General features: G+C 70.7%; 1 protein-coding gene. It reads left to right on the top strand.

The window, feature by feature from the left end; genetic code table 11:
• Positions 1-442: 442 nt before the first annotated feature.
• The gene (locus QX204_RS22050) at positions 443-22,819 is read left to right on the top strand and encodes a non-ribosomal peptide synthetase (RefSeq protein ID WP_301901953.1); all 22,377 of its coding nucleotides are present in this window, start codon (positions 443-445) and stop codon (positions 22,817-22,819) included.
• The last annotated feature ends 75 nt before the right edge of the window (positions 22,820-22,894 follow it).

Here is a 22,894-nt window from a genome sequence, read left to right as displayed (position 1 = left end):
CCTGTGTCGACAGCCGTGATGGCGCTCATCGAGCAGCGCGTCCGACCGCTGTCGGCTCGGCGTACGCGGTCGGATCGCTGGACCGTTCTCAGCGTCGAAAAGTGAGTCTCCCAGGCGTGATTTTGACTGAATCCGGTCCGGTTTATTATTGAAACGAATACGCTTCTGCTCGTGTTCGGACGCGTGGTTCAGGTGTCGGGGTTGACGATGGAGGTCGGGAGATAGCCGAGTCATTGCTGGTTGCGTGGTGGCGAGCCGGATTGACGCGATCGTGTCATAGCCGATCGCACTGAATCCGGTGTGAGTGGGTGGATTTCGGGCAGGTGCCCGAGGTTGGCCGCCCCCGCGCCGATCCACCTCACCCCGGTGCGAGCCGGGGAGTTCCGAGAGTTTGTGCGACCGCGTGGCGTTTCCCGCGGTCGGTAATGGAAGGCAGTGTGCGATGACCAACCCCACTCCGGCGCGCGCGGAAACAGAACAGCTGGCAGCGCTGGTGGCGACGGTCGCGGCGATGGAGCCGGCGCGGATCGCGGTCGAGTTCGATGGTGCCGCGGTGTCCTATGCCGATCTCGATGCCCAGCTCACGCTGATGGCCGAGCTCACCGGTGGGGCCCTGGACGCGGAATCGCTCGTGCAGGTGGTGCTCGCCGAGTTGTTCCCCGGCGTGGTCGATGCCGCCGACGGGGCCTTCGGCGCACTGCTCGATTCCCTCGCGGGCGACGCGATGGCAGCGCTGGGGATGGAACCGTCGGTCGCCGCGACGCTGGTGGATCGGTTCACCGCGCAGGTCGCTCGCACGCCGGATCGGGTCGCGGTGCAGTTCGGTGACGAGGTGCTGACCTACGCGGAATTCGGTGCCAGGGTGCGGGTGCTGGCGGCGCGGCTGGTCGAGTTGGGTGTCGGGCCCGAGACGCTGGTCGGGGTGGCGCTGCGCCGCAGCGTCGAGTTACTCGTCGCCGTGCACGCGATCGTGCAAGCGGGCGGCGCGTACGTGCCGCTAGACCCCGATCATCCGGTGGACCGGTTGCACTATGTGCTCGACGTGGCGCAGCCGGTGGTGGTCGTGACGCGAGTCGGTGATGAGCCGGATCTGAACGGCGCGCCGTCGCTGCGCACCGATGACATCGACTGGGACGCGGTGCCCGGTGAGGTCGTGTCCGGGGTGCAACCCGGCAACACCGCTTACGTCATCTTCACCTCCGGTTCCACCGGCCGCCCGAAGGGTGTAGCGGTGACCCACGGCGCGATCGTGGCGAACCTGGTGTGGCGGCAACGCCGATACGGCATGTCCGATGCCGATGTGGTCTTGCAGAAGACGCCCTACACCTTTGACGTGTCGCTGTGGGAGCTGTTCTGGCCGCTGCAGGTCGGTGCTCGCCTCATTATCGCCGAGCCGGGTCGCCACGGTGATCCCGCGTATCTGGCGGCGCTGATCGCTCAGCACCGGGTCACGGTGACGCACTTCGTGCCGTCGATGCTGGCCGCGTTCGTCGGTGAACTGGGCCCCGACGTGGATCTGTCGTCGTTGCGGATGGTGTTCGCCTCGGGCGAGGCGCTGCCCGCCGCTACCGCAGCGCGGCTGCGCACGCTGTCGTCGACCGCGCTGCACAACCTGTACGGGCCCACCGAGGCGGCTGTCGACGTCACCGCGCACGAGGTGACCGCGGCGGACGAGGTGTCGGTGCCGATCGGCGGTCCGGCCGATCACACCGGGCTGCTGGTGCTCGACGAGAATCTCGATCGGGTGCCCGTCGGGGTCGTCGGCGAGCTGTACCTCTCCGGTGTTCAGCTGGCTCGCGGCTATGTCGCGCGGCCCGGACTGACCGCTGATCGTTTCGTGGCGAACCCGTACAGCGTGGCCGGTGAGCGCATGTATCGCACCGGTGACCTGGTGCGGGAGTCGCACGGTGAGCTGGAATATTTGGGGCGCACCGACTTCCAGGTGAAACTACGTGGCCTGCGGATCGAGCTGGGCGAGATCGAGGCCGTGCTGGCCACGCATCCTCGGGTCGGCAATGCCGCGGTGGTGCTGCATCGGCATGCCACCGGTGAGGCGCTGGTCGGCTATGTGGTGAGCGTCGACGGGGCGGTACTCGACGAGGCCGAGTTGGTCGCGCACGCCAAGTCGTCGATGCCCGAGTACATGGTGCCCTCGCTGCTCGTGCAGCTGGACACGATGCCGACCAATGCCAGCGGCAAGCTGGATCGCAAAGCCCTGCCGGAGCCCGATTTCCGGGTTTCCGCCGCTGTGTTCCGGGAGCCCCGTACCGCGGCCGAACGTGCTGTCGCCGCGTTGTTCGCCGAGCTGCTCGAGGTGGAGACCGTCGGGTTGGACGACGACTTCTTCCGCCTCGGCGGCAACTCACTGATCGCCACCCGCGCGATCGGCCGGTTGCAGGCGAATTTCGGTGTGCGGGTGGATGTTCGCGACTTCTTCGACAGCCCGACCGTCGCGGTGCTGGCGAAATTGGTCGAGGACGGGGCGGCCGACGACCGGCCTGCGCTGGTCGCGGGTCCGCGTCCGGCGGTGGTTCCGCTCTCGCCTGCGCAGCAGCGGATGTGGTTGCTGAACCGGTTCGATCCGGAGACCGGGGCGTACAACATTCCGATCGCGGTGCGGTTGTCGGGTGCGCTGGATCGAGACGCGTTGCGGGCGGCGGTCGGTGACCTGATCGCGAGGCACGAGGTGCTGCGCACGGTGTACCCCGAAGTCGACGGGGTGGGGTCGCAGTTCGTCCTCCCTGTCTCCGAGGCGCTCGCATCGCTCGGTGCCGAACTGCTCAACCCCGTCAGTGTCAGCGCTGGGGAACTCCCCGGTGCCTTGGCCGAGGTGATCCTGGGTGGATTCGATGTCGTCGCCGCGCCTCCCGTGCGCGTGCGGCTGTTCGAGGTCGACGGCGATCACGTGTTGGTGCTGGTGGTGCATCACATCGCCTCCGACGGTTGGTCGGCCGGTCCGCTGGTGCGCGACACGATGGCCGCCTACTACGCGCGTACCGAAGGCGCGGCGCCGCAGTGGGCGCCGTTGCCGGTGCAGTACGCCGACTACACCCTGTGGCAGCGTGCGGTCCTCGGCGAGGAAGCCGATGCCGACTCCCGCGCCGGGCGTGAGATCGCCTTCTGGCGGGACGCGCTGGCCGGGCTGCCGGACGAGTCGAGCCTGCCGACCGATCGGCCGCGCCCCGCCACGGCGTCGATGCACGGGCGCCGGGTCTCGTTCGAGCTCGATGCCGAGCTGGTCGCGGCGCTGAATGCTGTTGCGGCAGAGCAGGGCGCGACGCTGTTCATGGTGCTGCACGCGGCGTTGTCGGTGCTGATCGCGCGTCTGTCGGGCACTGCGGATGTGGCGATCGGCACGCCGGTGGCCGGACGCGGCGCCGCCGAACTCGACGACGTCATCGGCATGTTCGTCAACACCGCCGTGCTGCGCACCCAGGTGCGTGGCGCCGAACCGTTCGCCGAGCTGCTCGGCCGTGTCCGCACCGGGGACCTCGCCGCCTTCGACCACACCACCCTGCCGTTCGAGCGGCTCGTGGAGGTGCTCGCGCCGTCGCGTTCGGCCGGTCGTCATCCGCTGTTCCAGGTGGCGCTGTCGCTGCAGAACCTGCCGCCGACGACGTTCGAACTGCCCGGTCTGCGTGCTTCCGCCGTCGAAATGCCCTATGACATCGAGAAGTTCGATCTCTCGCTGACCCTGCGTGATTCCCCGGCCGAGGGTATGTCCGGCGAATTCTCCTACGCCACAGATCTGTTCGACGAGCCGACCGTCACGCGCATGATGTCCCGCTTCACCGGCCTGCTCGCCGCGATCGCCGCCGCTCCGCAGACCCCCGTCGCCGATCTGCCCCTGCTGATCGGCACCGAACTCGCCGAGCTCACCGCTCGCACCGGCGGCCCGTCCACCCCCGCCCCGCTGCTGCCACAGGTACTCGCCCGTGCCGCCGCCGACCCCGCCGCGATCGCCATCCGCGACGGCGCCCGCACCCTGACCTACGGCGAGCTCGATGCCGCGTCCACCCGTCTGGCCGCCCGTCTCGCCGACCTCGGCATCGGCGCGGGTGACCTCGTCGCCGTGAGCATTCCGCGTTCCGCCGACTCGGTCACCGCGATCTGGGCCGTCGTGAAGTCCGGCGCGGGCTTCCTCCCGGTCGACCCGAACTACCCTGCCGATCGCATCGCGCACATGCTCGCCGATTCCGGTGCGGCGGCGGGCATCACGATCGAGGCCGTGTCGGCGGACCTGCCCGGCACGGTGCACTGGCTCGCGCTCGACGCCCCCGGTTCCACCGCGGCGACGACCGGTAGCGCCGCAGCCGGTCGCGCGGTGGATCCGCTGGATCCCGCCTACGTCATCTACACCTCCGGCACCACCGGTCTGCCCAAGGGCGTGGTGATTCCACACGGCGCGGTCGCGGCGTATCTGCCCGTCCAATCCGGGCGCTACCTGGCCGCTGCCGATGCACGCGTGTTGCATGTGGCGTCGCCGTCGTTCGACATCTCCGTGGCCGAGTTGCTGCTGACGGTGACCGAGGGGTCGACGATGGTTGTCGCGCCCGCCGGGGTGTTCGGTGGGGCCGAGCTGAAAGAACTGTTGCGGGTCGAGCGGGTGACCCATGTGATCATCACCCCCTCGGCGTTGGCGACGGTGAACCCGGACGGGCTCGACGAGCTGCGCGTGGTGGTGGTCGGTGGTGAGGCGTGCCCCGGGGAACTGGTGGCACGCTGGACTGCCGCGATCCCGGGTCTGATCTTCCGCAACGGTTACGGTCCGACCGAGACGACCATCGTCACCAACATCAGCGAACCCCTCGGTGCGACAACGTCGGTCACCCTCGGCGCGCCGGTGGAGGGCACGACCGAACTGGTGCTCGACGAGCGCCTGCGACCGGTGCCTGCCGGGGTGGTCGGCGAGCTGTACATCGCCGGTGCGCAGCTGGCGCGCGGGTACCACCGCAGGCCCGCGCTGACCGCCGGACGGTTCGTCACCAATCCCTTCGGCGCGCCCGGTGCGCGGATGTACCGCACCGGTGACACCGTGCGCTGGGTGCGGCGCGAGGACTCCTTCGATCTGGAGTACCTGGGCCGCAACGACTTCCAGGTCAAGGTGCGCGGTTTCCGGATCGAGCTCGGCGAGATCGACGCGGTTCTCGCCCGCCATCCCTCGGTGGACTTCGCCGCCACCATCGGCCACCGGACCGACGCGGGCACGACCCAGCTCGTGTCCTACGTGGTGCCCGTCGCCGGTGCCACGATCGATACCGCGACCCTCGTCGCGCACACCGCCGCACACCTGCCCGCGCATATGGTGCCCGCCGCGCTCGTCGTCCTCGACGCCGTGCCGCTGACCCCGGTCGGCAAGCTCGACCGGGCCGCGCTGCCCGCGCCGGTCTTCGAGACCGCTGCCTACCGTGCGCCGGAAACCGTGGCCGAGCAGGTGGTGGCCGCCGCGTTCGCCGAGGTGCTCGGACTCGATCAGGTCGGCCGCGACGACGATTTCTTCGACCTGGGCGGCAACTCGCTACTCGCCACCCGATTGATGGCCCGCATCGGCACCGACCTCGACATCCGTATCCCGATCCGTCAGATCTTCGACACCACGACGGTGCTGGCATTGGCCGCGGCGGCCGACCGTCTGCGCGGCACCGGCACCGGCCCCGCGCTGGTGGCGGGACCACGCCCCGACCCCGTTCCGCTCTCGCCCGCCCAGCAGCGCATGTGGTTCCTCAACCGCTTCGACCCCGGCTCGGCCACCGACAACATCCCGATGGCCGTCCGGCTCACCGGTGCGCTCGACATCGCCGCACTCCAGGCGGCGATCGTCGACGTGCTGGATCGGCACGAGGTCCTGCGCACCCGTTACCCGGAACTCGACGGTAACGCCGTCGCCGAGATCCTTCCTGCGGTCGGGCTCGTTCCGGAGGTGCACCCCCGAATCGTGGGCGCGGCCGAGGTGCCCGACGCCGTGCGCACTGCCGCGTCCATCGGCTTCGACCTCACCGTCGACGCCCCGATCCGCGCGACCTTGCTTCGCGTGGCCGCGAACACCGCGGCAGCGCAGGTGGATTCCGCGGAACCCGATGTCGACCGGGCGGCGGACCCGGCGAGCGCCGGTGCGGAGTACGTGCTGGTCATCGTGTTGCATCACATCGCGGCCGATGGTTTTTCGTTCGGACCTTTGATCAGGGACGTGCTCACGGCCTACAGTGCGCGAGCGATCGGTGAGGACCCGAGCTGGGCGCCGTTGGAGGTGCAATACGCCGACTACGCCGTGTGGCAGCACGCGGTGCTCGGTGACGCGGCCGATTCGGAATCTCTTGTCGCGAAGCAGCTCTCGTTCTGGCGTGACGCGCTGGCCGGGGTGCCGGAGCAGTTGGAACTGCCCACCGACCGGACCCGGCCCGCGATCGCTTCCCGGCGTGGCGCGATGCACAGCGTCGAGATCGATGGCGGAACTCATCGCGCACTGGCCGAATTCGCTCGGGCGCAGGGTATTACGGTCTTCATGGCGGCCCACGCGGTGTTCGCGGTGCTGCTGGCGCGGTTGTCGGCGACGACCGACATCGCGATCGGAACGCCGGTGTCGGGGCGTGGTGAACGCGCGCTCGACGATCTGGTCGGCATGTTCGTCAACACTCTCGTCCTGCGCACCGACGTGGCGCCCGCGGCCTCGTTCACCGAGCTGATCGCCCAGGTCCGCGAAACCGACCTCGCCGCCTTCGGCCACGCCGACGTGCCGTTCGAGCGTCTCGTCGAGATCCTCGATCCGGTCCGCTCCACCGCCCGCAACCCGCTGTTCCAGGTGATGCTGTCACTCAACGAGGACACCTCGAGCGCACTTGCCCTGCCCGGCCTCACTGTCGCCGGCTTCGACCTGCCCACCGGCGTCGCCAAGTTCGATCTCGAGCTCACCCTCACCGAGCACCGCGACGAGAACGGCACTCCCACCGGCATTTCCGGCGCCTTCCTGTACGCCACCGACCTGTTCGACGCCGCCACCGTCGCCGGTTTCGCCACCCGTCTGCACCGTGTGCTCACCGCGGTCCTCGCCGACCCGGCTCGCCCCGTCGGCGACCTCGCCTTCCTCGACCCGGCCGAGCAGACGGAACTCCTGACCGCGTGGAACGACACCGCCACCGCGACCGACCACGACGCGACGCTCGCCTCGCTTCTCGCTGAACAAGCTGCCGCGACGCCCCATGCGATCGCCGTGGTCGTCGACACGGACCCCACAGCGGCCGATGACGCGCCGACAGCGGCGCACGCGCTCGATGCGCGGGGGACCGCTGATGGCGCGTCCCTCGGAAGCGAGGTGTCCTCGAGCGCGATTTCCCGGCTCGAACACGCGGCAGTCGATGCCATCGCCGCACACCGAGCCGGGGGACAGGTGCCCGAGGCGTCGCTGCGGTCCGCTGTCGATTCCTCGACCGCAGTGGAGCTTTCGTACGCGGAGTTCGGTGTACGCGTCGCACGACTGGCCCGTCATCTGATCGGGCTCGGCGCGGGCCCCGGCTCGCTGGTCGCGGTCGCGATGCGTCGTGGCGTGGAGCAGTTGGTCGCCGTGCACGCGGTTCTCGCCGCCGGAGCCGGATATGTGCCGGTGGATCCGGATCATCCGGCCGAGCGGACCGCGTCTGTGCTGGCGCAGACGGCACCGGTCTGTGTGCTGACCGTCGCCGGAAGCGGTGTGGCTGTGGGGGAGTCGGTGCTGGAGGCCGACACGCTCGACCTGTCGGGATTGTCCGGCGATCCGATCACCGATGACGAGCGAGTGGTACCGCTACGTCCCGAGCACCTCGCCTATGTGCTGTTCACGTCGGGTTCCACCGGCAGGCCCAAGGGTGTGGCGGTGCCGCACAAGGCCGTCGTGAACCAGTTGCGGTGGTTGCAGCGTGCCTACCCGCTCGGCGCCGCCGACGTGGTGCTGCAGAAGACGCCCTTCACCTTCGACGCGTCGGTGTGGGAACTGCTGTGGCCCTTGCACGTCGGGGCACGGCTGGTGCTCGCCACCGCCGATGGGCACCGTGATCCGGCGTACCTGGCGGCGGCCACCGTCCGCCATCGGGTGAGTGTCGTGCAGTACGTGCCGTCCGTGCTCGCCGCCGTGGCGGCGGAACCGGCTTGCGCGCAGGCGGATTCGCTGCGACTGGTCTTCGCGGGCGGTGAGGCGCTGCCGACCGACCTGGCGCGACGGGTGCGCACGAGCACCGGCGCGACCGTGGTCAACCTGTACGGACCCACCGAAACCGCCATCCAGGTCACCACCCACGAGGCCGGTGACGAGCGGAGCGCCGTGGTGCCGATCGGCGCACCGGTCGCCGATACCCGCGTGTACGTGCTGGATTCGCGCCTGCACCCCGTCCCGGCGGGTGTCCCGGGCGAGCTGTATGTGGCGGGCTCGCAGCTCGCCGACGGCTACCACGGCCGCACCGACCTCACCGCGGAACGCTTCGTCGCCGACCCCTACGGCACCGGCGATCGCCTGTACCGCACCGGCGACCTGGTCACCTGGCGCACCGGACCCGACGGCCCGGCACTGCACTACCTGGGCCGCACCGACTTCCAGGTGAAACTGCGCGGCCTGCGCATCGAGCCCGCCGAGATCGAGGCGGCGATCGCCTCGGTTCCGGGCGTCGGTCGGGTCACCGTCCTGGTCCGCTCGAACGAGGGCAGGCCCGATCAGCTCGTCGCCTACGTCGTCGGCGTCGACTCCTCGGCACCGCCCACCGCCGCCGACCTCGACGCCGCGATCGCCGCGACCCTGCCCTCCTACATGGTCCCGGGTGCCTACGTCTTCCTCGACGAGTTGCCCGTCACCGCGTCCGGCAAGCTCGATCGTCGGGCACTGCCCGCGCCGGAAACGCGGCAGCTCGACTGGCGTGAGCCCGCCACCGCCACCGAGCGGATCGTCGCCGCGACGTTCGCCGGGGTACTCGACCTCGACCGCGTCGGCGCGGGCGACGACTTCTTCGCCCTCGGCGGCAACTCCCTGCTGGCCACCCAGGTGGCGGCGCGGCTCGGTGCCGCGCTCGATGCCCGCGTGCCGGTGCGGGAGCTGTTCGAGGCGAGCACCGTCGACGGACTCGCCGTGCGGCTGGACGCGCTGCGCGGGACAGGAAGCAGGCGGGGACCCGTGGCGGGCCGACGGCCGCAGCGGATTCCGCTCTCGCCCGCCCAGCAGCGGATGTGGTTCCTGCACCGCTTCGATCCGGACTCGGCCGCGTACCACATTCCGGTCGCGATCCGCCTCAGCGGCGAACTCGACACCGCCGCGCTGCGTGGCGCGCTGGGCGACCTGATCGCCCGGCACGAGACATTGCGCACCACCTATCCCGAATTCGACGGTCAGGCAACACAACTCGTCGGACCGGCCTTCGTGCCCGACCTCGCTGTCGCCGAGGTCGAGGCCGAAGATGTCCCCGCGGCGGTGGCCGAAGTCCTCGCCGGTGGTTTCGAGATCACCACCGAGGTGCCGGTGCGCGCCGCCCTGCTCCGGGTGGCGGCGACGGAGCACGTGTTGGTGCTCGTGGTGCACCACATCGCCGCCGACGGCTGGTCGATGGGCCCGCTCACCCGCGATCTGGTAGCCGCCTACGCCGCCCGCGCGGCGGGTGCGCCACCGCAGCTGCCCGCGCTGGCCGTGCACTACGCCGACTACGCGCTGTGGCAGACCGAGGGCCTCGGCAGCGCCGACGACCCGGACGCACCGCTGGCCCGCCAGCTCGACTACTGGACGCACCGGCTCACGGGTCTGCCCGATGTCCTGACGCTGCCCGCCGACCGGCGCAGGCCGCTGATCGCCTCCAACCGGGGAGCCACCTTCACGACGACCCTCGACGCCGACCTGCATCGCGGCATCGAGGAACTGGCTCGCGCACACCGCGCCAGCCCGTTCATGGTGCTGCACGCGGGACTGTCGGTCCTGCTGGCACGGCTCTCGGCCGGTCGCGACATCGTCGTGGGCACGCCCGTTGCCGGTCGCGGTCACCGTGAGCTCGACGACATCGTCGGAATGTTCGTCAACACGCTCGTGCTGCGCGCGCGGGTCGACGCCGATACCCGCTTCGGCGATCTGCTCGACGAGATCCGCGCGGGCGACCTCGATGCCTTCGACAATGCCGATGTGCCGTTCGAGAGTCTGGTCGACGCGCTGAATCCGGCTCGCTCGCAGGGCTATTCACCGCTGTATCAGATCTCGCTCGCCCTGCAGAACCAGCGCAGGACCGCCTTCGAACTGCCCGGCCTCACCCTGTCGGGGCTGACCCTGCCGGACGCGCCGATCGAAGTGGACCTGGACTTCACCTTCGTCGACCGTTTCGCCCCGGACGGCGCGCCCGACGGCCTCGACCTCGAACTGCGCTACGCCACCGACCTTTTCGACGCCGACACCATCGTGACGATGGTGGGCATGCTCGAGCGCGTGCTGCGAGACGCGGTCACGGCCCCTGCCACCGCTGTCGGCGACCTCGCCCTGCTCGCGGACACCGACGAGATCACGCTCCCGACGGGTCCGCACGGCGACGTGGTGGCGCTCGACGGCGCACTGGCCGAGCTGGGCGTGCGCGCCCCGCTGGCCGCGCACCTGCTCGATGCGGCGGCCGCGCGTGATCCGCAGGCCGTCGCGGCGATCTTCGAAGGCTCCGAGATCACCTACGGCGCGCTCGCCGCCAGGGCCAACCGTTTCGCCCGCAGGTTGATCGATTGCGGCGTCGGCCCGGAAACGCCGGTGGCCGTGGCTGTTCCGCGCGGCATCGAACTGCTGGTGGTGCTGCACGGCGTGCTCGCCGCCGGCGGTGTGTACGTGCCGATCGATGCGACCCTGCCCGCCGAACGCATCGGACATGTGCTGGCGACAGCGACCCCGCGACTCGTCGTCGTCGCCTCCGCCGGTGACCTCGACCATGTGGACAGCGGTATCCGATCCGCGACGGCCTCGGTGCATTTCGCCGCCGCCTCGCGGTCCGGGTTCCCGGTGCTGACCGTCGCGCAGCTCGAGGAATCGGTGTCGGGCGCCGTCGCGGGAACACCGCTCACCGATGCCGAACGCCTCGCGCCGCTGCACCCCGAGCACCCGGCCTATGTGCTGTTCACCTCCGGTTCCACCGGCGCACCGAAGGGTGTGCTGATCTCGCACCGCGCCGTGGTGAACGAAATCTGCTGGCTACGTGGCGAATACGGCATGACCGCGGCGGACCGCTTCCTGCAGCGCGCGCCACTCACCTTCGACGTCTCGCTCTGGGAACTGCTGGCCCCCGCCCTGCTCGGCGCCCCGCTGGTGCTGTTGCGGCCCGGCGGACACCTCGACTTGGCGTATCAGGCGCGAGTGATCCGTGAACAGGCCGTCACCATCATGGAGATCGTGCCGTCGGTGCTGGCCGCGATGCTGGCCGAAGGGCTCGGCGATGCGCTGCGCGGACTGCGGATGCTGCACGTCGGTGGTGAGGAACTGCCCGCCCCGCTCGCGGCGACCGTGCTCGCCACGATCCCCGGCGAGCTGCACAACACCTACGGCCCCACCGAAGTGGCGATCACCAGCACGTTCCAGCAGATCACCGCCCCGGTCGAGCAGACCGAGATGCCCATCGGCAAGCCGACCTGGAACGTGCGCGCCTACGTGCTCGACGAGCGGTTGCACCTGGTGCCCGGCGGCGTCGCGGGCGAGCTGTACCTCGCGGGCGATCAGCTGGCGCGCGGCTACCTCGGCCGCCCCGACCTGACCGCCGACCGCTTCGTCGCCGATCCGTTCGGGGCCGACGGTGCCCGCATGTATCGCACCGGCGACCTCGTGCGCCGCGATCGCGACGGCGCGCTGGTCTATCTGGGCCGCAACGACTTCCAGGTGAAGCTCCGCGGACTGCGGATCGAGCTCGGCGAGATCGAGGCCGCACTCGGCGACGCGCCCGGCGTCACCCACGCGACCGTGCTGCCCGCCACCGACGACGCGGGTCGCCAGTGCCTGGTGGGGTACGTCGCGGGCGATGTCGACCCCGTGACGGTGCGCGCGCACGTCGCGGGCCGGGTGCCCGCCTACATGGTGCCCTCGCACCTGGTGGTGCTCGACACCGTGCCGCTCAACTCCGCGGGCAAGCTCGACCGCGCCGCGCTGCCCGCCGCCGACCTGTCCGCCACCACCGAATACGTGGCGCCGCGACCGGGCGCGCAGACCGCGCTCGCCGGTGTGATCGGCGAACTGCTCGGGGTGGCGCGCGTCGGCGCCAACGACGACTTCTTCGCCGTCGGCGGCAACTCGCTGCTCGCGATGCGACTGGTGGCCCGAGCCAATGCGGCCCTCGGCAGTGCGCTGGACGTGCGCGATGTGTTCGACGCCCCGACCGTCGCCGGACTCGCCGAGCGTGCGGGCACCGGCCGCGAACAGTCGCCTCCGCTGACCGTCGTGCGACCGCGACCGGATCGCATCCCGTTGTCGCTGGCGCAGACTCGCCTGTGGTTGCTGAACCGGATCGACCCCGACTCGGCCGTCTACACCCTGCCGATCGCCCTGCGCCTGACCGGTGACCTCGACACCGATGCCCTGTGGGCGGCGCTCGCCGATGTCCTCGACCGGCACGAATCACTGCGTACCGTCTTCCCGGAAGACGCCGAAGGTCCGACCCAGGTGGTTCTGCCCGCCGACGCGGTACTGCCCGCCACGGTCGTGCGCGAGATCGCCGAGGCCGATCTGGCCGACACGGTGCGCAGCATCATCGGCCAGGGTTACGACCTGACCACCCAGCCCCCGTTGCGCGCCGCGCTGCTGCGTCGCGCCGACGCGGGGTCGAACGAGGTCGAGCATGTGCTGGTGCTCGCGGTGCATCACATCGCCGCCGACGGTGTGTCGACCACGCCGCTGGCCCGCGACCTGATCACCGCCTACGCCGCGCGCGCCGCGGGGACAGCTCCCGCATGGGAGCCGTTGCCGGTGCAATATCCCGACTTCACCCTCTGGCAGCACACCGTGCTCGGCGATGCCGCCGATCCGGAGTCGCGGCTGGCGCGGCAGCTGGCGCATTGGCGCGACGAATTGGCCGGGGTAGCACCGGCTCTCGAATTGGCGACCGATCGGCCACGGCCCGCCGTGCGCGGCGGTGCGGGTGGCGCGGTCGGGTTCGATGTGCCCGCGCAGGTGGTCGCCGGGATCGAGGCAACGGCCCGTCGCCACGGGGTGTCGACCTTCATGGTGGTGCACGCGGCGTTCGCGGTACTGCTGTCTCGTCAGGGCGCCGGCGCGGATGTTCTCGTCGGCACGCCCGTCGCCGGGCGGGCCGATGCCGCGCTCGACGATCTCGTCGGCATGTTCGTCAATACTCTCGTGCTGCGGACGTCAGTCGATGCGGGTGCCGGGTTCGCCGAGTTGCTCGCCGAGGTGCGGGCGGCGGATCTGCGGGCCTTCGCGAACGCGGACCTACCGTTCGAGCGGCTCGTCGACGAGCTGAATCCGGTGCGCTCCACGTCGTATTCGCCGATCGTGCAGGTGATGCTGGCGTTCGAGCATCGCGAGGACACCGTCATCGCGCTGCCCGGGCTGCGGATCGACGAGTTCGCGCTGCCCGCTGCGACGACCCAGTTCGATCTGTCGTTGGCGATCAACGAGATCGTCGGCGCCGCGGGCGAACCCGGGATGCGCGGATCGCTGCGCTATGCCACCGACCTGTTCGATCACGACACGGTCACCGAATTCGGCGCGCGCTTCGTGCGGGTGCTGAGCGCGGTCGTCGCCGATGACAGCACGGCGGTCGGCGAGATCGATCTCATGGATGCGGCACAGACCGCTCGAATCGCGGCGTGGAACGACACCGCCGCCCCGCTGGACGCCGACGCGACACTCGTCTCGCTGTTCGCCGCGCAAGCCGTACAGACACCCGACGCCGTGGCCCTCGAATTCGAAGGGGCACGGATCACCTACGGCGAGTTCGCTGTTCGCGTCGCCCGGCTGGCGCGGTGGCTGATCGCCGAGCAGGTCGGACCCGGTGCTGTCGTCGGTGTCGGGCTGCGGCGCGGCATCGATCTGCTTGTCGCGATCTACGCCGTGCAGGCCGCGGGCGCCGCGTACCTGCCGCTGGACCCCGATCATCCGGCTGACCGAATCGCCGATGTCCTCGCGACCGCGGCACCGGTCTGTGTGCTGGCAGCGCCGGACTTCCCCGACACCGGCACGCGCGTGGTCGAGCCCGCCGCGCTCGACCTGTCCGGGTTCGCTGCCGACCCGGTGACCGATGCCGATCGGATCCGGCCCCTGCGTGGCGCGGACCTGGCCTACGTGCTGTTCACCTCCGGCTCGACCGGTAAGCCCAAGGGGGTCGCGGTGACCCACACCGCGATCGTCAATCGCCTGGTCTGGATGCAGGACGCCTACCGGCTCGATGCCGCGGGCACCGTGTTGCAGAAGACGCCGATCACCTTCGACGTCTCGGTGTGGGAACTGTTCTGGCCCTTGCAGATCGGCGCCACCTTGGTGATCGCCCGCCCGGACGGGCACCGCGATCCGGCGTACTTGGCCGAGCTCGTCACCCGCACCGGAGTCGGCGTGGCGCACTTCGTGCCGTCGATGCTGGCGGCCTTCCTCGCCGAACCGCTTGCCGCCGACTGTGTTTCGCTGCGACAGGTCTTCGCCTCCGGCGAGGCGCTGCCTGCCGCCGATGCCCAGCGCCTGCGCGCGCTGATCCCCGGTGTCGCCGTGCACAACCTGTACGGGCCCACCGAGGCCGCCGTCGACGTGAGCTTCCACGAGGTCACCGACGCCGACACCGTGACGGTGCCGATCGGGGCCCCGGTCGCCAACACCGCCCTGCACGTGCTCGACGCGCGTCTGCGACCCGTTCCGGTCGGCATGCCCGGCGAGCTGTACCTGGCAGGCGTCCAACTGGCGCGCGGCTATCTCGGCCGCCCCGACCTGTCCGCCGACCGTTTCGTCGCCAACCCCCTCGGCGCTCCCGGCGAGCGCATGTATCGCACCGGCGACCTCGTGGTCCGTACCCGCTCGGGTGAACTGGATTATCTGGGCCGCACCGACTTCCAGGTGAAGCTCCGTGGTCTGCGCATCGAACTCGGTGAGATCGAGGCTGTCCTCGCCGGGCTCGACACCGTCGACCGTGCCGTGGTCACCGTCCGCGACGACGGCACGGGCGAGTACCTCACGGCCTACCTCGTTCCCGCGCAACAGATCAGAGACGACGGGTCAGCCGACGCGATCGCACCCGGCATCGCGGCGATCGACCTCGACGGAGTGAAAGCGTCTCTGCAGAAAGCGCTTCCGGCCTACATGCTGCCGAGTGCGTTCGTCGTCCTCGACACGTTCCCGATCAATGCCTCCGGCAAACTCGATCGGCGGGCGCTGCCCGCGCCGGAGCTGGTCGCTCGCGCATTCCGTGCTCCTGCGACGCCGTCGGAGCAGCTGGTGGCCGGAGTCGTCGCCGAGGTGCTCGGTGTCGAACTGGTGGGCGCCGACGACGACTTCTTCGATCTCGGCGGCAACTCGCTGATCGCGACCCGGGTCGCGGCGCGGCTGGGGGCGGCGTTGAACCGGCAGGTGCCGGTGGCGCGGATCTTCGAGGCGCCGAGAGTGGCCGCGTTGGCCGCCGCGCTCGATGCCGACGGCGGCGCGGCCCGACTGGCGCTGGTGGCGGGGGAGCGGCCCGCGTCGATTCCGCTCTCGCCCGCCCAGCAGCGCATGTGGTTCCTCAATCGGTTCGATCCGGATTCGGCCGGGTACAACGTGCCGATCGCGGTACGACTCAGTGGCGTGCTCGACCTGGACGCCCTCGCCGCCGCGGTGGACGACCTCGTCGGTCGGCACGAAGTTCTGCGGACCTTCTACCCCGAGACCCCCGACGGACCGGAACAGCGGATCCTGCCTGCCGCCGAAGCCGGTGTCGCACTGCGGATTCGCGATATCGACGCGGCCGAGATCGTGGGCGCGGTGACGGCACTGGCCGCCACCACCTTCGATGTCACCACGGGTGTGCCGTGGCAGGTGGTGCTGTATCGGATCAGCGCCGACGAGGCAGTGCTGGCCCTGGTGGTGCACCACATCAGTGCCGACGGTTCGTCGATGCCGCCGCTGGTGCGTGACCTCATGACGGCCTACCTCGCCCGCCGCGACGGTGCGGCGCCGCATTGGACGCCACTGCCGGTGCAATACGCCGACTACGCGCTGTGGCAACGGGCCGTGCTCGGCGACGAAGCCGATCCCGCCTCGGTGGCCGCCCGCCAGCTCGACTTCTGGCGCGGTGAACTCGCCGACCTCCCCGACGAGCTGGCGCTGCCGCTGGATCGGCCGCGCCCGGCCGTGCGGAGCCTCGCCGGCGGGACCGTGCCGGTGACCCTGGACGCCGACACCCACGCTCGGCTCAGCGCACTGGCCAGGGACGCCGGGGCCACGCTGTTCATGGTCGTGCACACCGCGTTCGCCGCGCTGCTCGGGCGGCTCTCGGGCAGCGCCGACATCACGGTCGGTACGCCGGTCGCCGGCCGTGGTGAGGCCGCGCTCGAAGATCTGATCGGCATGTTCGTCAATACGCTGGTCTTCCGCACTCGCCTGCGCGCGGGAGAGTCCTTCCAGGAGTTGCTGATTCGTCAGCGCGCCACCGATGTGGCGGTGTACGCGAATGCCGAGGTGCCGTTCGAACGCCTCGTCGAGGTGCTCGATCCGACCCGCTCCACCGCGCGGCATCCGCTGTTCCAGGTCGGCTTCTCGTTCCAGAACTTCGAACGTGCCGAACTGGCGCTGCCCGGGATCACCGTGTCGGGGCTCGACACCGAGAACACGCTGTCGCAGTTCGATCTGCATCTCATCGTCAGCGACGAGTACGCGGCCGACGGGACCGCCGCCGGCGTCACGGGCGTGCTCACCTACGCGCACGACGTCTTCGACACCGAGACCGCCACCACGATCGGTGCCCGTCTGGAACGGCTGCTCGCCGCCGTCGCCGCCACCCCGCACACTCCGCTGGATTCCCTGGATGTGCTCGAGCCCGCCGAGCGACACCGCGTTCTCGACGTCTGGAATGCCACCGCCTACGACATCGACCGCACCGCAACGCTGCTCACGCCCTTCCGTGCGCACGTGCTGGCACATCCCGCCGCGACGGCACTGGTCTTCGACGGCACGGAACTGACCTACGCGGAGTTCGACGACCGGGTGAACCGGCTGGCCCGGCACCTGATCGCCGAAGGCGTCGGCCCCGAGGTGCTCGTCGCCCTGGCGATGCGGCGCTCGATCGACCTCGTCGTCGCCATGTACGCGGTGCTCACCGCAGGCGGCGCGTACGTGCCCGTCGATCCCGACCACCCGGCCGAGCGCATCGCCCAGATCCTCGACACCGCGCGCCCCCGGCTCGTGCTGACCGCCGGCAGGGACGAGTTCGACGGTCCTTCGGACCCGCGGGTTGTCCGGGTGGACGAGATCGACACCGACAGGTATCCGGGCCACCCGGTGGCGGACGGCGAACGCCGTGCACCGCTGCGGGCTTCGAACGCGGCCTACGTCCTGTTCACCTCCGGCTCGACCGGACGGCCGAAGGGCGTGGCGATGAGCCACGCCGCGATCCACAACCAGATCGCCTGGCTGATCGAGCAGTACCAGCTCGACGGTGCGGACGTGTACCTGCAGAAGTCGGCGGCCGGGTTCGACCTGTCGGTCTGGGGGTTCTTCGCCCCACTCGCCGCGGGCGCGACCCTGGTGCTCGCCACCCCCGAGGGGCACCGCGACCCGATCTATCTCGCCGAACTCGTTGCCGCGCAGCAGATCACCGTCGTCGACTTCGTGCCGTCGATGCTGGCGATGTTCGCCGCGCACGCCGACGCCGACCAGCTGGCGAGTCTGCGGCTGGTCTTCGCGATCGGTGAGGCGCTCACCCCGGAGGCGGTCGGCGCGCTGCGTGCGAAATCGCCGGCCGCCGTGCACAACCTGTACGGGCCCACCGAAGCGGCCGTCTCGGTCACCGCCTGGCCCGCCGACGGCGCGACCGGACAGACCGTGCCGATCGGTGTGCCCGCGTGGAACACCAGGGTCTACGTGCTCGACGAGCGGTTGCGCCCGGTGGCTCCGGGTGTCGCCGGTGAGCTGTACCTGGCCGGTGCGCAATTGGCTCGCGGCTACCTCGGTCGGCCCGACCTGTCGGCGGATCGCTTCGTCGCCGACCCCTTCGTCGGCGCGGCGGGTGCCCGCATGTATCGCACCGGCGACCTGGTGCGCTGGACCCGCGACGGCGTGCTGGTCTACCTGGCGCGCATCGACTTCCAGGTGAAGTTCCGCGGTCAGCGCATCGAGCTCGGGGAGATCGAAACCGCGTTGCGAGGATCGGACGGGGTCAGTCAGGCGGCTGCGGTGGTCTCGGCGAGTGCCACCGGTGATCGGCTCGTCGGCTATGTGGTGCCGGCGCCGGGCGTCGAGCTGGATCCGGCCGCGCTGCGGTCGGCCGTGGGCGCGGTGTTGCCGTCGTACATGGTGCCGTCGGTGATCGTCGTGCTCGACGCGTTCCCGCTCAACACGTCCGGCAAGCTCGATCGGAAAGCCTTGCCCACACCGGAATTGGTGGCGAGGCCGTTCCGTGCCCCGGTCACGACGGCCCAGCGCGCGGTGGCCGAGGTGTTCGGCGAGGTGCTCGGCCGCGAGCAGGTCGGTCTCGACGACGACTTCTTCGAACTCGGCGGCAACTCGCTCATCGCGACCAGGGTCGCCGCCCGACTCGGCGCGGCCCTGTCGACCCGGGTGCCGGTGCGGACCCTGTTCGAAGCCACCACGGTCATCGACCTGGCGGCCACGCTCGCCGTGCGGGCAGGCAGCGGCGTGGGGATCGCGCTGACAGCGGGTGCGCGGCCCGCGCGAATCCCGCTGTCGGCCGCCCAGCAGCGCATGTGGCTGCTCAATCGCCTCGATCCCGACACCGCCGCCTACAACATCCCGATCGCGGTGCGGCTCACCGGCGATGTCGATGCCGTCGCGCTGGCCGCCGCGGTCACCGACGTGCTCGACCGGCACGAGGTGCTGCGCACGGCCTATCCGGCGATCGATGGGATCGGACATCAGGCGGTGTGGGAGTTCGTGCCGACGCCGGTGGTGGAGACGGTCGATCCGATCGCGGTACCGGCGATCGTCGCGGCCGAGATCGGGCGCGGATTCGATGTCACCGCCGCCCCGCCCGTGCGGGTGCGCGTGCTGCGCTGTGCCGCTGACGAAGTGGTGCTGGTGGTGGTGATCCATCACATCAGCGCCGACGGCTTCTCCGCCGGGCCGCTGCTGCGCGACACCACCGCCGCCTACCTCGCCCGCCGCGCGGGCGCCGAACCCGGGTGGGCGCCACTGGAAGTCCAGTACGCCGACTACACGCTGTGGCAGCGGGCAGTCCTGGGCAGCGAGGACGACGCCGAGTCGGTCGCCGCACGACAGCTGCGATTCTGGCGCGGCGAACTGGCCGGGCTGCCCGAGCTGCTCGACATCCCCGCCGACCGGCCGCGTCCGGCGGTCGCCTCGCATCGCGGCGCGAGCGTCGACACCGTGGTGCCGCCGACGGTATGGCAGCGGGTGGGGCAGCTGGCTCGGCGCGCCGACGGGAGCCAGTTCATGGTCGCCCACGCCGCGCTGGCCGCATTGCTCGCACGACTGAGCGGCACCGGCGACATCGCGATCGGCACCCCGGTGGCGGGTCGCGGTGAGCAGGCACTCGACGATCTCGTCGGCATGTTCGTGAACACGCTGGTGCTGCGGACCGGTGTCGATCCCGGCGCCTCGTTCAGCGCGCTGCTGCGCGAGGCCAGGCGGGTGGACCTCGACGCCTTCGAGAACGCGGAGGTGCCGTTCGAACGGCTCGTCGATGTGCTCGACCCGACCCGCTCGACCGCGCACAGCCCGCTGTTCCAGGTGATGCTCGCCTTCCAGAACCTGGCCGCGAGCCCGGTCGAGGTGGTTCTGCCCGACCTCACCGTGACCGGACTACAAGCCGACGTCGCCGTCGCCAAGTTCGACCTGGACCTGGTGCTCGCCGACACCGCCGACGGCGGCTGCGCGGTGAGCCTGACCTACGCCACCGACCTGTTCGACGCCGCGACGGCGGCTCGCATCGCCGAGGGCTACGTGCGGATGCTCGATGTGGTGACGGCGAATCCGGAGGTCGTCGTCGGTGACGTCGACCTGCTCACCGCCGACGACCACCGGATGCTCGAGACCTGGTGCGACACCGCGCATGCCGACGCGGTGGGCATTCTGCCGACGGCCTTCGACCGTCAGGTCGCCGCGACGCCGGAGGCTGTCGCGCTCGTCGACGGCGACACCGTTCTCACCTACGCCGAGTTCGCGGTGCGGGTGAACCGGCTCGCCCGCCATCTGATCGAACACGGTGTCGGACCGGATCACGCGGTGGCGGTGGGAGTTCGGCGCTCGGCCGACCTGCTCGTCGGCGTGTACGCGGTCCTGGCGGCGGGTGGAACCTACGTGCCGATCGATCCTGATCATCCGGCCGAGCGGATCACCCGCATCCTGCGGATCGCGCAACCGGTGTGTGTGCTCACCACCAGCCGCGATGCCGCCGACCTGCCGGTGCGCGGGCACGATGTGGTCGCGCTCGACACCGTCGATCTCACGGGCTTCGCGGTCGGGCCGATCGCCGCCGCCGAACGGGTGTCGCCTCTGCTCCCGGAACACACGGCGTACGTGATCTTCACCTCCGGGTCCACCGGTCTGCCCAAGGGCGTCGGTGTTCCGCATCGCGCGATCGTCAACCAACTCGACTGGCTGGCACGGCGATTCGGGTTCGCCGCCGGTGACACCGTGCTGCACAAGACGCCGACGACCTTCGACGCCTCGATCTGGGAACTGCTGCTGCCGCAGCGGGTGGGCGCGCGAACGGTCATCGCCCGGCCCGGCGGCCACGGTGATCCGGCCTACCTGGCCGAACTCGTCACCGAACACCGCGTCGACACCGTGCAGTTCGCGCCGACGCTGCTCGCGGCCTACCTCGCGCACCTGCGGGCACACCCCGACCGGGCCACGGGCCCGCTGCGGCGGGTGTTCGCGGGCGGCGAGGCGCTGCCCGCGGCGCTGGCGCAACAGGTGCGGGCGCTGACCGGCGCGGAGGTGGTGAACCTGTACGGGCCCACCGAGACCGCGGTACAGGTGAGTTCGCATGTGGTGACCGCGGCCGACGTGGCGACCGTGCCGATCGGTGCGCCGGTGTGGAATACCGGGCTCTACGTGCTCGACGCGCGGCTGCGGTCGGTGCCGCCCGGGGTGACCGGGGAACTGTATGTCGGCGGTGCGCAGCTCGCGCACGGCTATGTCGGGGCGGCCGAGCTCACCGCGGAGCGGTTCGTGCCGGATCCGTTCGGTGCGCCCGGGGCCCGGATGTATCGCACCGGCGACCTCGTGCGGCTGCGTGGAACAGATGCTCCCGCACTGGAATACGTGGGCCGTGGCGATCTCCAGGTCAAACTCAACGGTCAGCGCATCGAACTCGGCGAAGTGGAAGCCGCGATGCAGCGCCTGCCGGGGGTCGTGCAGGCCGCGGCCGCTGTGGTGGCCGGGGTCGGTGCGGACCGGTTGGTCGCCTACGTCGTCATGGCGGGTCAGGAGGATCTCGACGGCGCCGGAGTCGTTGCGGCGCAGGATGATTCGGGCTTCGACGCGGTGGCGCTGCGTTCGGCGCTGGCCGCGGAATTGCCCGGCTACCTGGTCCCGACGGTGGTGCTCGAGCTGGACGCGTTGCCGGTCAACACCTCCGGCAAGCTCGACCGCGGCGCGCTGCCCCGACCGGAACTGCGCCAAGCCACCTACCGGGCGCCGATCACCGAGACCGAGCAACTCGTGGCGGGCGCGTTCGCCCGGGTGCTCGACCTGGACCGCATCGGCATGGACGACAACTTCTTCGACCTCGGTGGCAACTCCCTCACCGCGGTCCAGCTGTCCTCGCGACTGAGTGAAGCGCTGGGCAGCGCGGTGCCGGTGGCGTGGTTCTTCACCGATCCCACACCCGCTGTCGTCGTGGAACGGCTACGCGCCGAAGTCGATGCGACCGACGACGCGTTCGCGGTTCTGCTGCCGCTGCGCGCGGGCGGCTCCGGCGCACCACTGTTCTGCATCCATCCGGTGGGTGGCGTGTCCTGGTCGTTCGCCGGGCTCACCCGTCATCTCGATCCGCAGCGCCCGATCTACGGGTTGCAGTCGCCTGCCCTCACCGCCGACGAACCGCTGCCCGTCAGCATCGACGACTGGGCCCAGCGCTACATCGCGGCCATCCGCGAAGTACAGCCCGAAGGGCCGTACCACCTGCTCGGCTGGTCGCTGGGTGGGCTGCTGGCCCACGCCGTCGCCACCGGCCTGCGAGCCGAGGGCGAGCAGGTGGCCCAGCTGGCGATGATGGACAGCTGGCTCGGCGACGCACCCGAACAGACCCCGATGCCCACCGTGGGCGACCTGCTCGGCGGCCTCGCCGGTGACGATCTCGCCTTCGATGCCGATGGTCTGGCCGACGCGGCCGCGAACATCGGCGGACCACTGGCCGCCCTCGACCGCGCCCGCATCGCCCGCATCATCGACGCCGCCACCGCCTCGATGCGGATGGTCGACGACTACCGCCCGCGCCGCTTCGACGGCGACCTCGTCTACTTCGCCGCCACTGTCGACGACCCCAGCGGGTCGCGCGGCGCGGCGAGTTGGGCAGGCGCCGTCGAGGGCGTCGTCCACCGGCACGGCATCGACGCCACGCACTGGGCGATGGCGGGTGAGGCCGCGCTCGCCCGGATCGCCGACGTCCTCGACGGGAGCGGATCCGGTGCGAGCGGGGCCCCGACGGCGAGGGCCGATGCACGGGCGGGGGCGATGGGCGCATAGAATCCAGGAGCCGGCCGTCGTGCCTGCTGCCTGCAGGATGAGGCAATACGCGCACGTCGCCAGCTCCCGTTCGAG

Origin of the sequence: Nocardia sp. PE-7 (assembly GCF_030486425.1) — a bacterium.
GTDB classification, from domain to species: domain Bacteria; phylum Actinomycetota; class Actinomycetes; order Mycobacteriales; family Mycobacteriaceae; genus Nocardia; species Nocardia salmonicida_A.
The sequence above is the reverse complement of the archived record's forward strand: the minus strand, read 5'-3'. Positions and strand labels throughout refer to the sequence as shown.